Source organism: Chlamydophila parapsittaci (genome assembly GCF_006385615.1).
Taxonomy (GTDB): domain Bacteria; phylum Chlamydiota; class Chlamydiia; order Chlamydiales; family Chlamydiaceae; genus Chlamydia; species Chlamydia psittaci.
The window spans coordinates 1,138,212-1,152,559 of sequence record NZ_CP041038.1 but is presented as its reverse complement, the minus strand read 5'-3'; the positions used below and the strand labels follow the sequence as shown (position 1 = coordinate 1,152,559).

The window sequence follows — 14,348 nt, the reverse complement described above, 5'->3', positions numbered from 1 at the left end:
AAAACTATCTCATCTAAATAGTTTTCTTATATCTTTTTTAATATAAAAAAGCTTTTTTTTCAGTTGTTACCTTTGCTTTTTCTTATTAACAGTGATTTCATTTTTAAGATGCTGTCTGTCTAAAATCTTATTAGTAACCCACTGCTGGATCAATCCAAGAAGCATAGAAGAAAACCAATAAATATTTAAACCTGAAGGGAAATTGTAAAACATGAAGGTAAACAAAAGAGCCATCATCGTCCCCATGGCTTCCTGTTGCCTTTGTTGATCTGTAACAGGTCCTTTTTTCTTCAAAGCTGAAAGCTTTTGCTGGACGAACATGACAATCCCTAACAGGATAGGAAGAAGATGAAATTCGTTACCAATAAACCAAACTGGTGTAGTCCAAGAGAATAAAACATCTGGAGCTGTTAAATTATCAATCCATCCTGGAATGAAAGAGGCACCACGAAGAAGGAACGAGGATTTCAATAAATCAAACATAGCTATAAGAAAAGGCAATTGAATCAATAAAGGCAGACAGCCTGTTATAGGATTCACCTTATTTGTCTTATATAAAGCCATGACTTCCATTTGGGCTCGCTTAGGCTCTTTCTTATACTTTTGCTGAATTTCCTGAATATAAGGAGACAGCTTTTGCATACGTCTCATCGAACGTATAGACCAAGCATTTAAAGGGTATAACAATAGTTTTAAAAATACTGTAAGCAGAATAATAGAAATCCCCCAAGAGCCCGTTATCATTTTGAAAAATTTCATAATGATAAAGAGTAAAGCTGCAAAAGGCTCGGTAATAAAAGCGAATAATCCTCGGAAAGTTATACAATCAAGATACTGAGGGTTTTCACCGTTAGGATTTGTATATGCCTGATCTAAAGCTTTTAACGTAGGTTCTGCTAAAGGTCCGGCGTAAACAAGAAAGCGATAAGTTCCTTCTTCTTTGGGTAAAGGAAGCAAGGTTTCATATCCTGGGTATTTAGAAGCAGGATATGCTTGATTTTTAGGATATAGTAAGGATAAGCGTGTAGGAACAGAATTTCCAGAAACATAAGCAGCAGCGTATCCAGCAGGTATATCTGTAAGTGGGGATAAAATAATACCGAAATATCCATTAGAATTGAGTATCCATTGAGGATATATTCCACTACGCAAAGATAAAGGATCTTTAGACTTAGGTAGTTTCACCTTATCCAACTGTCCTTTATTCTTTTTAATCACACGGTATTTAATAGCCGGACTAAATGTATTGGACATGATTTCAACTTCAGGAACGCCCGAAGTTATCCATATATCGTCACTAGAACGATTTAAACCAACAGCAACTTCAAAAGCATATGGTTGTTGCTCAGGAAGTGTATAAGTTTTCTTAATAGAGCCATCGTAGCTCTCTAATTCCAATACATTACCATTGAAGACAGAAACTCGATATCCAGAAGCTACTGGGTTGACAAGGTCTCTACCCGAAACAATATTTAAGGCATGATAACTAGCAGGCGTGCGTTTCTTCGAATCAGAAAGAATCCCTCTACGCAATAAGGGATAATATCCTCCTACAGTATCAGAGACGACTTGGTTATTTGGTCCTACAGAAGGTAGCCCAGGGAAAGAAGCCTCACTAGGAACTTGAGATTTCAAATCTCTATCAAAACCAATTTCATTAACTATACTCTTACTATCCTCTGATGAGAAAGGAAGGTTAATGCCTTCTACAGCACCACTCTCTTGAGAAATGACTAGTTGCATGTATTCATTGGACAAAACAAAATATTGCCCAGAATGCGTGTCTGTATTTGTTTCAAGAGAACTGCTAAAAATAGCAGCTTTAGTAATTGGAAGGTCTAAAGATTCTAATCTTTCTTCCTTAGAATTATAAATACCTAAAGGTAGGTATTCATTACCTGACCTCCAGAACACTAAAGAAGTTCCGTAAACTTGACTGTCTTTATTGTAAACCTTACCTTCATCCTGCTTGTATTGACCTAAGAAAACTATAGGTTCTTGATTATTACGAAATTCAACGACCAAAACAGGAAGGGCTTCGCTGGTTACAGGGAGAAATACCTTTCCTGTAGTTGAAGGTACTGTCGATTCACCTGTTTCACCATACAAAGCAACGTGAATATTATCACAAGCTGTTGTCTCTTCTATCAAATCCCAACGAGATCCAGAAGAATAAACTGAACTTGCTGAGTTCCCTTGATTCAATAGGAGGAGTCTATCTCCAACACACACTGCATAATGATTCTTATTTACTTCTTCATCTGGGTGTGTTGTCCAGGGAGAAACACCTAACCCCATAGACTTCGTTGCTGCAAGCACTTGTTCTGAAATTGTTTTTTGTTTCTCTGTAAGAGCTTTGCAAGAGCGAAAATCATTATAACCAAAAAAGATTTGGCATCCGACAAAAGCCATGCCAACTAAAGAAACAAACAACAATGAACGTTTATTCATCTGTTAAACTCTGAAAAATTAAACTAAAAAGCTAAAATACCATAATATCTATTTATCTCCCATAAGAGATTCCTAAAATACGTATGAAATTCTTTCTATTTTGCTGATGAAATAGAACTCTTATCTTTCTTATTTTTAAGGAAGCATACTACTCCCAAAGATAGACCGAGTACAAATAAAGGCAAGGACAATATTTGGCCCATCGTTAACCAACTATCAGGCCCTATAACTTTACCCTGATGGCTTTTAAAAAACTCAGCAACAAAACGAATTAACGATATACCCACTAATCCTAAGGATGTGGCCCATCCTGAGCCTAAACGAAAATAACGTTTATAACTTAAGAAGAACAGGATTATAGAAAGCAATAAATAACTCACTCCTTCATACAACTGTACTGGATGCGTAGGAACACCTAACACGCCTTGAGTAGGAGATGAAAAAATAATCCCCCAAGGAAGATTGGTTGGTTTTCCTACAATTTCCTGGTTCATAAAATTTCCAATACGAATCATAAAAGCCGCACATCCGAATACAGACGCACAAAGATCACAAAGAAATAAAAAGGTCAATATCGGAAGTTTTTTTCTATATATCCAAGAGAATATGATTGCCCATAGAATTAACCCTACCATACCTCCGTGGCTTGCTAATCCCCCATTCCACACTTTGAAAATCTCTTGAGGATTTTTGAGATAAAAATCGCCTCCATAAAATAAAATATAAGCTATACGTGATCCAGGAATGATAAATAACAGAGAATATAAAGCGAAGTTCTCCAAAGCTAAACGAAGTTGTTCCTTAGAGAATCGTGTTTTATCTTCTTCAGTATAAGAAGATAGCGCAAGACAAATCCCTAAGATAGAGGTAAGCAAAATCCCCACAGAAAAACATAGACCATACCAAGACACTCGGAGAGGCCAGTTTTCTGAATTCCATAGAAATTTTGAATGATTCCAGTATATCGCTGATAAGAAGATTCGCATTATTCAATCCAAAAATAGAAAAAAATATAAAATCCGTATAGAATGGTTAAATTGCAACAAGCAAAAGCTCATGACTAGTAATAAAAATTACCCACTTATTTATCTCCCAGGGATACTCTGGTTATTAGGAGGAATTAAATTGCTTTTAAAAGCCTCCATGATTGTTTATCAACCAGATTTTTCTTTCAAAATCCTTGTCCTCCTAGCTATGGGAGCATGGTTTGTTGCATCTTTAAAATACCGATTTTTATTGTTAAAATCTGTATCCGCTCAAAATGACCTGTCTAACCAATTACTCTTGGGAAAGATTTCAAAAAAAGTTTACATAATAAAGTCGTTTTTTTCTAAACGCTTTTTAATCTTGGCTGCAATGATTGTGATATCTCTGCTACTACGTAGATGTATTGATAATCCGGCCATTCTGTTCTTCATCCGTTCGACTATAGGATACGCTCTTATAAAAACAGCTCTAACCTACTTCGCTAAATCCCAAAAAAACCAATTAGAAAGCCTTTAACTATAGATTTCCATTATGCAAATTGCACATATAGGAACTGATATTATTGAAATTTCCCGAATCCGGAAAGCGATAAAAACACATAATCAAAGGATGCTCGATAAAATCTTCACAAAAAAGGAGCAGGTATATTGTTTAAGACTCATAGATCCTTGTCCTTCTTTGGCAGCTAGGTTTGCAGGAAAAGAAGCTGTAGCTAAAGCCTTAGGAACTGGAATAGGAAAGATTGTTGGTTGGAAAGATATAGAGATCCTTAAAATATCAAAACAACCCGAGGTCTTTTTACCAGAAAGAGTGTATCAAAAATTAGGAATCTCCAAAGTCTTATTATCAATCAGCCATAGTCGTGAGTACGCCACAGCTATGGCAATAGCTTTAATTTAAGAAGCGTTCGGCTTCTAAAGCAGCCATACACCCACTTCCCGCAGCCGTGATTGCTTGTCTATAATGTTTATCCTGAACATCCCCTGCAGCAAATACTCCTGGAATAGAGGTTCTGCAAGTACCCGGTTCAGTAATAATGTATCCATGTTCATCTAAAGCCAGCTGGCCACCTAAGAAGTCCGTATTCGGCTTATGTCCTATGGCAAAAAATACGCCTCCCGCCTCATGAGAAGAAATTTCTTTAGAAACATTGTTTAAAATATCCACAGAACGAACAAAGGTATCTCCAGAAATTTTTACTATTGAACTATTCCAGATGAAAGAGATCTTTTCGTTAGACTCTGCCTTTTTTATCATCGCTTTAGAAGCTCTTAACGTATCCCTTCTATGTACCACAAAAACACGTTTTCCATACCGAGTCAGAAAAATTGCTTCTTCTAAAGCAGAATCTCCCCCACCAATGACATACAAGTCTTTATTTTTAAAAATAGGAGAGGCTCCGTCACACACAGCACACGCTGTAACACCTTTTTGCCAGAATTCGTTGTCAGATGCTCCGGGAATTTCTAAACGCTTTGCAGAAGCTCCCGTTGCTATAATACACGCGTCACAGGTATATTTTTCTTCATTGGACATTACTACAAAAGGACGTATAGTGAAATCCACTGAAGTAACATCTTTTGGAAGAATTTGAGTTCCAAAACGACTAGACTGGGATTTCATATTATCCATTAATTTTGGACCTAGTATGCCTTCAGGGAATCCAGGGAAATTTTCTACTTCAGTAGTGGTCATTAATTGACCACCGGAAACACCGGAAAAAAAACCCTCGAATAAAATAGGACTTAAAAGTGCTCTTGAAGCATAAATCGCTGCAGTATAACCTGCAGGGCCGGAGCCGATAATAATTACTTTAGCGTAAGTCATTTATTTTTACCCTACCGAATAATTTTAGAAATAAATCTAAAACAAATAAAAAATTTTAAAGCAACAAATTAGAATAAAAAAACTGCTGCAAGGGAGATCTTGCCTTTTTTAAGGTTTATATTTACACTATCTTTTTTGACTTTGTAGTTTTTAGGAGAATAACATTAAATGCCAAAACAATCCGAATACACTTGGGGATCCAAAAAAATTCTTGATACTATAGATTGCCTCTCGGAAGACGTTGTTGAATTCAAAGATCTTCTCTGCTCAACACACGGAATTACTTCAAGCGATGAGGAACCTACCAGTGAGATACAACCTGGCGCCATCCTAAAAGGTACTGTAGTTGATATCAATAAGGACTTCGTAGTCGTTGACGTTGGGCTGAAATCCGAAGGGGTCATTCCAATGTCAGAATTCATAGAATCCTCTGAAGGCTTGGTTCTTGGTGCTGAAGTAGAGGTATACTTAGACCAAACTGAAGATGAAGAAGGAAAGGTTGTTTTATCCAGAGAAAAAGCTACTCGCCAAAGACAATGGGAACACATTTTAGCTCACTGTGAAGAAGGTTCCATTGTCAAGGGACAAATTATACGCAAAGTCAAAGGTGGTCTCATTGTTGATATTGGGATGGAAGCTTTCTTACCCGGTTCTCAAATTGACAATAAGAAAATTAAGAACTTAGATGATTATGTAGGTAAAGTCTGCGAATTCAAAATCTTGAAAATCAACATTGATAGAAGAAATGTTGTTGTTTCAAGAAGAGAACTCCTAGAAGCTGAACGAATTTCTAAAAAAGCAGAACTTATTGAACAAATCACTATTGGCGAACGCCGTAAAGGTATCGTTAAAAACATTACAGATTTTGGTGTATTCTTAGATCTAGATGGTATCGATGGTCTCCTCCATATTACAGACATGACATGGAAACGCATTCGGCATCCATCTGAAATGGTAGAACTCAATCAAGAACTCGAAGTTGTAATTCTTAGCGTTGATAAAGAAAAAGGTCGGGTTGCTCTTGGTCTGAAACAAAAAGAACACAATCCATGGGAAGATATTGAGAAGAAATATCCTCCAGGAAAACGTATTACTGGTAAAATTGTTAAACTTCTCCCCTACGGAGCCTTCATCGAAATTGAAGAAGGTATCGAAGGTTTAATTCACGTCTCTGAAATGTCTTGGGTTAAAAATGTTGTCGATCCTAGTGAAGTCGTCAACAAAGGTGATGAAGTTGAAGCTATCGTTTTATCTATCCAAAAAGACGAAGGTAAAATTTCTTTAGGTCTGAAACAAACAGAACACAACCCATGGGATAACATCGAAGAGAAATATCCTATTGGCTTACACGTACGTGCAGAAATTAAAAATCTTACAAATTACGGCGCCTTTGTTGAGCTTGAGCCAGGTATTGAAGGTTTAATTCATATCTCTGACATGAGTTGGATTAAAAAAGTATCTCACCCTTCAGAACTCTTCAAAAAAGGCAGTATCGTTGAAGCTGTTATCCTCTCAGTAGATAAAGAAAGTAAAAAAATCACTCTAGGAGTCAAACAGTTAAGTTCAAATCCTTGGAATGAAATTGAAGAAATGTTCCCCACAGGAAGCGTTATTTCTGGAGTTGTAACTAAAATTACAGCATTCGGAGCATTTGTAGAACTGCAAAACGGTATAGAAGGTCTGATTCACGTTTCAGAGCTCTCTGAAAAGCCTTTCTCAAAAATTGAAGATATTATCTCAATAGGTGATTCAGTATCTGCAAAGGTTATCAAACTGGATCCTGATCATAAAAAGGTATCTCTTTCTGTGAAAGAATACTTAGCTGATAAACAGCATGATCAAACAGATACAGATATAGATGATTTGGACTTAGAAGATTTAGTTGGTTCAGATAAAAAGAAAAAAGGGAAATAATATTACTTAAAAGGTTGAGCTTATGTTGTATAACATAAGCTTGCCTTGGTTTAGCACTCTGTCTGTTTCCTTACTTATAAGAGGAGTATAATGAATAAAGATCTTGTAGCTATTTTTGACTACATGGAGAAGGAAAAAGGAATTCAACGCCCTGTCATCATAGGAGCTATTGAATCGGCCTTAAAAATTGCAGCAAAAAAAACACTAAGAGATGATGCTAACGTTTCTGTAAATATTAATCCTAAAACTGGCGACATAGAAGTTTTCTGTGAGAAAGAAATCGTAGAAGTATGTGAAAACCCCAGTAAAGAGATTCCTTTAGACAAAGCTAGAGAATACGATCCTGAATGCGAAATTGGGCAGTACATGGACGTTCCCTTTGTTTCTGAGCATTTTGGCAGGATTGCTGCTCACGCTGCCCGACAAATTATCGGTCAGAAGTTACGCCATGCAGAAAGAGATGTTATCTACGAAGAGTACCGCCATAGGGTCAATGAAATTCTTTCTGGAGTCGTTAAGCGATTTGCAAAAGGATCAAACTTAATCATAGATTTAGGGAAGGTTGAAGGTCTCCTACCAGCTCGTTGTTATCCTAAAACAGAAAAGCATAAAGTTGGCGATAAGATTTATGCTCTGTTATACGAGGTGCAAGAATCAGAAAATGGAGGTGCTGAAGTTATCCTCAGCCGTAGCCATCCTGAATTCGTTAAGCAACTTTTCTTGCAAGAAGTTCCAGAACTAGAAGAAGGCTCTGTAGAAATTGTTAAAATTGCTCGTGAAGCAGGCTACAGAACTAAAATAGCTGTAAGTTCATCCGATCCAAAAACAGATCCTGTGGGCGCTTTTGTTGGAATGAGAGGTTCTCGAGTAAAAAATATCATTCGAGAATTGAACGACGAAAAAATAGATATTGTAAACTATTCTCCTGTAACCACAGAATTGTTGCAAAATTTGCTTTGCCCCATAGAAATTCAAAAGATTGCAATTCTAGAAGATGACAAAGTTATTGCTATAGTCGTTCAGGATGCTGATTACGCAACCGTAATTGGTAAGCGAGGAATTAATGCTCGTTTGATTAGTCAAATCTTAGACTATGAACTCGAAGTTCAACGTATGAGCGAGTACAATAAACTATTAGAAATTCAACGCCTACAGTTAGCGGAATTTGATAGTCCTCTATTAGATGAGCCGCTAGAGATGGAAGGCATTAGTAAGTTGGTTGTCCAGAATCTTGTACACGCAGGATACGACACGATCAGAAAGGTATTATTAGCCAGTGCTAATGATCTTGCTTCTGTTCCTGGAATCAGTTTAGAACTTGCTTATAAGATCCTTGAGCAAGTCAGCAAATATGGAGAAGGCAAAGTTGACGAAAAACCTAAAATTGAAGATTAAAAACGCTCAATTAACGAAAGCTGCTGGATTAGATAAGTTAAAGCAAAAATTAGCTCAGGCAGGATCTTCAGACACAAAAAGCTCTTCAGAAAAGCCTACGACTAAGGTTACTGAAAAAGTTGCTAAAGAAAAAGTCGTGAAGAAAAAGAGTGTTGTAGACTCTAGTGTACCTACGATGGCTGAGCATGTGTCTACTGAAACTTCTCCACGCAGAATTCGAGCTAAAAATCGTTCATCTTTTGCGTCTGAAGATTCAACCATTCCTTCTCCTGTTTCAGTAGACGCCGACTCTACTGCGTTCTCTCCTCCTGTTATAGAAGAAGTGGCTCCTCCTCTTGAGTCTGAGCCGGAGGTTGTAGAGCCAACTCCCCCTTCTGTAGTAGAAGAACCTGAAACAGTTATTAAGGAACCTCCTCCTCCACCGAAAGAGCCTGAAGTAGTAGTTAAAAAAGAACCTCCTAAAAGCGTTGTTTCTATCAAGTCGAATTTCGGGCCTACCGGGAAACACATTAATCATTTGTTAGCGAAGACTTTTAAAGCTCCTAAAAAAGAAGATAAGCCTGCGCCTAAAGAACGCACAGGAACAGTTCAGGCAAAGCCTCAGCAATCTTCTGAAGCTTCTAATGATAAACAACATTCTCCAAACAATCGCCAATCTCAGCCTTTTTATCGTAGGGATACGTCAAAGAGACCTGGATCTGATTTTAGAGACCGTGCGAAAAAAGAAGAGACTCCTAAGGCATTTACAGGTAGAGATCGTTATGGATTAAACGACAGTAGCGATGACGATAAGTGGAGAAAAAAACGTGTTCAAAAAACTAAAAAACACTATGACGAACACACGGTACAGCGCCCTACCCATATTAAAGTGCCTCTGCCTATCACGATCAAAGATCTTGCCGCAGAAATGAAGCTTAAGGCTTCTGAGCTGATCCAGAAAATGTTTATTCATGGTATGACTTACGTTGTAAATGACGTATTAGACAATGAAACAACAGTACAATTTATTGGATTAGAATTTGGCTGTACTATTGATATCGATTCATCAGAACAAGATAAGCTCTGTATCGAGAGTAATACTGTTAAAGAAGAAATACAAGAAACAGATCCAAGTCAATTAATCATTCGTCCTCCTATCGTCGCTTTTATGGGCCACGTGGATCACGGAAAAACTACTTTAATTGACTCGCTAAGAAAAAGTAATGTGGCAGCAGTAGAAGCTGGGGCTATTACACAACATATGGGAGCCTTCTGTTGTTCTACACCTGTTGGAAATATTACTATCTTGGATACTCCTGGCCACGAAGCCTTTTCTGCTATGAGAGCTCGAGGTGCGGAAGTCTGCGATATCGTTGTGCTTGTAGTTGCCGGAGATGAAGGAATCAAAGAACAAACTTTGGAAGCCGTCAAACACGCTCGTGCGGCAAACATCACTATTGTTGTAGCAATCAATAAGTGTGATAAACCGAATTTCAATGCAGATACCGTTTACAGACAACTTTCTGAAATCAACCTATTGCCAGAGGCATGGGGAGGTACAACTGTAACAATTAATACCTCTGCAAAAACAGGTGAAGGTTTATCTGAGCTTTTAGAAATGCTTGCTCTACAAGCGGAAGTTTTAGAACTCAAAGCAAATCCATCTGCTCGTGCTCGTGGAATTGTTATCGAATCCGAGCTACACAAAGGTTTAGGTGAAGTAGCAACTATTTTAGTGCAAAACGGTACCCTACATCTTGGTGAGGCATTAGTTTTCAATGATTGTTATGGCAAAGTTAAAACCATGCATAACGAACATAACCAGCTAATGAAATCGGCCAGCCCCTCTGTCCCAGCTTTAATCACAGGGCTATCTAGCATGCCCAAGGCAGGCGATCCTTTTGTTGTCGTTAAAAACGAAAAAACAGCTAAGGAAATTGTTAGTGCTAGAATTGCTGGACAACAGAAATTTGCTCTGCAGAAGAAACGTCCTAATTTTGACGCTATGCTGCAAAATAAAAAGATCCTTAAGCTTATTATCAAAGCTGATGTTCAAGGATCTATTGAAGCTTTGGCCAGTTCTGTCTTGAAAATTGTTTCTGATAAAGTAAGTGCCGAAATTCTTTCTAGTAGCGTTGGAGAAATTTCTGAATCAGATATTCGTTTGGCTGCAGCATCTAAAGCTGTTATTATTGGCTTCCATACGGGTATAGAAAGCCACGCCGAATCTCTGATCAAAAACTTAGGCGTTAAGGTGCATTTATTTAACATTATCTACCATGCTGTAGATGCTGTTAAAGAAATGATGACAGCATTACTCGATCCTATTGCTGAAGAGAGAAATCTTGGTGCTGCTGAAATCAAAGAAACCTTTAAGTCATCACAATTAGGTACAATTTACGGTTGCTTGGTTTCTGAAGGTGTAATGACTAGAAATCAAAAAGTACGTGTTGTACGTAATAACGAAGTTCTTTGGAAAGGTAACTTATCTTCTCTAAAACGTATTAAAGAAGACGTTAAAGAAGTTAAAAAAGGGCTTGAATGTGGTATTTTATTAGAAGGATATCAGAATGCTCAGGTAGGTGATATTCTACAATGTTACGAAGTGATATATCATCCACAAAAACTTTAGAATATTATGACTGAAAATAGACGCATACAAAAGGTTAATTCATTACTGCGCGAAGCAATTGCGAATGTAATTTTAAAAGATGTGAAACATCCTAAAATTTCCAATCGTTGGATTACGGTTACTAGGGTATGTTTATCTAAAGATTTACATTCTGCTCGTGTCTATGTTTCAATTATGCCACATGAAAATACATCAACAGAAACTTTAGAAGCGTTAAAAGCATCAGCAAGGTACATTGCTTATAAGGCTTCTAAAGGCGTCGTACTTAAGTATTTTCCCGAGATAAATTTTTATCTCGAAGATATTTTTTCTCCCCAGGATCATATAGAAAACTTGCTCTGGAAAATACGAGAACAAGATAAAAGTTAGTACCATCCGCTAGAAAGATCTAAACATTGACGACATCATTATGGAACTTGCTACAGAACTTAAAGAAGGTATTCTTCTAATAGATAAGCCTCAAGGAAGGACCTCGTTTAGTCTTATTCGTACTCTAACAAAATTGATCGGTGTAAAAAAAATCGGTCATGCAGGGACTTTGGATCCCTTTGCTACAGGTGTGATGGTCATGTTGATCGGCCGTAGATTCACTCGCCTTTCAGATGTTTTATTATTTGAAGATAAAGAATACGCTGCAGTTGCTCACCTAGGGACAACTACAGATTCTTATGATTGCGATGGAAAAATTGTTGGTAGGTCAAAAAAGGTCCCTACCTATGAAGAAATTCTAGAAGCTTCGCAGTATTTCCAAGGGGAAATTCAACAAATCCCCCCCATGTTTTCTGCAAAAAAAGTTAACGGGAAAAAGCTCTATGAATATGCCCGAAAGGGATTATCAATAGAACGTCGCCAATCTACGGTTCAAGTGAGCCTACAAATTACAAAATATGAATATCCCCTGCTACATTTTTCTGTACAATGTAGCAAAGGAACTTACATTCGTAGTATTGCTCACGAACTAGGAAACATGTTAGGCTGTGGAGCTTATTTGGAAGAACTCAGGCGTTTACGTAGTGGTAGTTTTTCTATAGATCAATGTATTGATGGCTGTCTTTTAGACTGTCCTGACTTTGATATATCTCCTTACCTAAGAGATTTTAATGGAAATATTCTATAGTTTGACATCGATTCCCCGCTCTGTGGATTCTATAACTATAGGTTTTTTTGATGGTTGTCATCTAGGTCACAAGAAATTACTGACTGTTTTATCTTCCTATCCAGGATTGTCAGGAGTGATTACTTTTGACTTACATCCTCATGCGGTTTTACAGTCACCCACTCCCAAGTTAATTACAAGTACAAAAGAACGCCTTCTCCTTTTGCAAGATTTTCCTATAGACTACTTGTGTATTCTTTCCTTTACACAAGAGTTTGCTAATCAATCTGCTGAAAGCTTCATACGTTCCCTGCATCAAACATTAAGATGTAGACGTTTAATCTTGGGATATGACTCTAGATTGGGTAAGGGAAGGGAAGGAAACGCTAAAACACTACAACCTCTGGCCAATTCTCTAGGAATAGAAATTATAGAAGTCGCTCCTCACAAGATAGATCAAGAGATTGTCTCTAGCAAAAGGATTCGTCAGTTTTTGATGGAAGGTGATTTAGATAACGCTAATCGCCATTTAGGGCACTCATATAAATATGTTGGGAAAATCGAGGCGGGTTATGGTTTAGGAACCCAGTTAGGGGTTGCTACAATTAATCTTCCTCAGGATCAATGTCTGCTTCCTCTCGGAGTATATGCATGCGAAATAGAATATCACACTACGATATATCAAGGGATTATGAATCTTGGGAAGGCTCCTACAGTGGGAAGAAATTCGTTATGTTTAGAAGCGCATCTTTTTGGTTTCTCTGGGAACTTGTATGGCGAGACTGTTTCTGTAATCCCTAAGAAATTTATCCGCAAAGAAAGAAAATTCTCTTCTCGAGAAATGTTATCTCAAGCCATTCAAAAGGATATAGAGAGTGCAAAAGCATTCTTCTCTACTAATTATGCAAGAAAAGCATAATATCGCCGTCCTGCACAATGTAGTCTCTACCCTCTGCTCGTAATTTGCCAGCTTCGCGGACTCCTGTACGGCTTCCATAGGTGATCATATCTTCAAGAGTCACAACTTCGGCTCGGATAAACCCTTTTTGAATATCGGTGTGAATCTGGCCTGCAGCTTCCGCAGCTGTAGATCCTATAGGAATAGTCCAAGCCCTGGTTTCTTGTGGTCCAGTTGTAAAATAAGAAATCAATCCCAGTGTATGATAAGCAGCACGAACTAAGCGATTTAATCCCGATTCTTTTAGCCCTAAACTATTTAAAAAGTCTTTCCGTTCCTCTACAGGAAGCGAAATGATTTCTTCTTCTAATTGTACACAAATAGGAACAACAGGAGCATTTTCCTTTCTGGCAATTTCTTCAACAACAGCAACATAATCATTGTGCATCGTTGCTATTGAATCCTCACCTATGTTCGCTATATACAACATAGGCTTTGCTGTTAAAAAGGGATAAGGTTTGAGTTGTATCTGCTCTTCTGAAGATAAATTTAACGTGCGAACAGGTTGACCACTTTCTAAATGTTTAATCACTCTATCAAGTAAAGGTAAAACAATCCCTAGGTCGTTCTTCCCCTTAGCTTGCTTCTCTAATTTGCTATAAATACTTGTTGCAGAAGAAAAATCAGAAAAGATCAATTCTAAATTTATCACGGAAATGTCATCACTGGGATCTATCTTTCCCGATACATGAGTAATATCGTCATTGTCAAAACAACGAACAACATGAGCCACAGCATGCGTCTCGCGAATATGAGAAAGAAACCTATTTCCTAATCCTGCTCCATCTGCAGCTCCCTTCACCAAACCAGCAATATCCACAAACTTCATATCGGCATAGATAACCTTTTGACTCTGACTCATCTTAGCTAAAATATCTAAGCGGTCATCAATAACCGGAACAATACCAATATTCGGATCAATTGTGCAAAAGGGATAGTTACAAGAAGCTACTTGCGCTCCAGTAAGAGCATTAAATAACCCAGACTTACCTACATTGGGAAGTCCTACGATGCCACATTCTGTATGCCCCATATGTTATCTTTTGTAGCTATTTTATTACCTTTACTAGGGAAGAATTCCCACAAACATGAGAATCGTTGATTCGATG

At 37.7% G+C, this 14,348-nt stretch carries 12 protein-coding genes; 8 read left to right on the top strand and 4 right to left on the bottom strand.

Annotation, left to right across the window (positions count from 1 at the left end):
* Positions 1 to 66: 66 nt before the first annotated feature.
* Complete coding sequence (gene yidC / locus FI836_RS05115; protein ID WP_006343150.1) at positions 67 to 2,451, bottom strand: membrane protein insertase YidC; 2,385 nt, start codon at positions 2,449 to 2,451, stop codon at positions 67 to 69.
* Between the two features lie 95 nt (positions 2,452 to 2,546).
* Entirely contained in the window at positions 2,547 to 3,437 is an 891-nt protein-coding gene (locus FI836_RS05110; protein WP_013462664.1) for a prolipoprotein diacylglyceryl transferase, read from the bottom strand.
* 70 nt (positions 3,438 to 3,507) lie between these two features.
* On the opposite strand from FI836_RS05110, the gene FI836_RS05105 reads away from it, so the two are divergent.
* Positions 3,508 to 3,954 (top strand): hypothetical protein, encoded by a 447-nt coding sequence (locus FI836_RS05105; protein WP_006343148.1) that lies wholly within the window; start codon positions 3,508 to 3,510, stop codon positions 3,952 to 3,954.
* Between the two features lie 15 nt (positions 3,955 to 3,969).
* Positions 3,970 to 4,338, top strand: a complete 369-nt coding sequence (gene acpS, locus FI836_RS05100) for a holo-ACP synthase (RefSeq protein ID WP_006343147.1) — start codon at positions 3,970 to 3,972, stop codon at positions 4,336 to 4,338.
* On the opposite strand, the gene trxB is transcribed toward acpS, so the two are convergent.
* A complete protein-coding gene (gene trxB, locus FI836_RS05095; protein ID WP_006343146.1) occupies positions 4,330 to 5,265 on the bottom strand; it encodes a thioredoxin-disulfide reductase in 936 nt (311 codons plus the stop codon). The two genes, acpS and trxB, sit on opposite strands and share 9 nt — an antisense overlap.
* 168 nt (positions 5,266 to 5,433) lie before the next feature.
* Between trxB and rpsA the strand changes: the two genes are divergently transcribed.
* The 6 genes from rpsA (at position 5,434) to FI836_RS05065 (ending at position 13,200) form a co-directional block, all read left to right on the top strand.
* Entirely contained in the window at positions 5,434 to 7,179 is a 1,746-nt protein-coding gene (rpsA, locus tag FI836_RS05090; protein WP_013462663.1) for a 30S ribosomal protein S1, read from the top strand.
* A gap of 90 nt (positions 7,180 to 7,269) precedes the next feature.
* Positions 7,270 to 8,574 carry a transcription termination factor NusA gene (nusA, locus tag FI836_RS05085; protein ID WP_006343144.1) on the top strand — a complete coding sequence of 435 codons (1,305 nt, stop codon included), beginning with the start codon at positions 7,270 to 7,272 and terminating at the stop codon, positions 8,572 to 8,574.
* Positions 8,531 to 11,185 carry a translation initiation factor IF-2 gene (infB, locus tag FI836_RS05080; RefSeq protein ID WP_080588275.1) on the top strand — a complete coding sequence of 885 codons (2,655 nt, stop codon included), beginning with the start codon at positions 8,531 to 8,533 and terminating at the stop codon, positions 11,183 to 11,185. The genes nusA and infB overlap by 44 nt, the downstream gene beginning before the upstream one ends.
* Positions 11,186 to 11,191: 6 nt before the next feature.
* Positions 11,192 to 11,554 carry a 30S ribosome-binding factor RbfA gene (rbfA, locus tag FI836_RS05075; protein ID WP_006343142.1) on the top strand — a complete coding sequence of 121 codons (363 nt, stop codon included), beginning with the start codon at positions 11,192 to 11,194 and terminating at the stop codon, positions 11,552 to 11,554.
* Positions 11,555 to 11,594: 40 nt separating this feature from the next.
* Entirely contained in the window at positions 11,595 to 12,302 is a 708-nt protein-coding gene (gene truB / locus FI836_RS05070; protein ID WP_006343141.1) for a tRNA pseudouridine(55) synthase TruB, read from the top strand.
* Positions 12,286 to 13,200 carry a bifunctional riboflavin kinase/FAD synthetase gene (locus tag FI836_RS05065; protein ID WP_006343140.1) on the top strand — a complete coding sequence of 305 codons (915 nt, stop codon included), beginning with the start codon at positions 12,286 to 12,288 and terminating at the stop codon, positions 13,198 to 13,200. The genes truB and FI836_RS05065 overlap by 17 nt, the downstream gene beginning before the upstream one ends.
* On the opposite strand, the gene ychF is transcribed toward FI836_RS05065, so the two are convergent.
* Positions 13,178 to 14,272, bottom strand: a complete 1,095-nt coding sequence (ychF, locus tag FI836_RS05060) for a redox-regulated ATPase YchF (RefSeq protein WP_006343139.1) — start codon at positions 14,270 to 14,272, stop codon at positions 13,178 to 13,180. The genes FI836_RS05065 and ychF overlap by 23 nt on opposite strands.
* Positions 14,273 to 14,348: the final 76 nt, after the last annotated feature.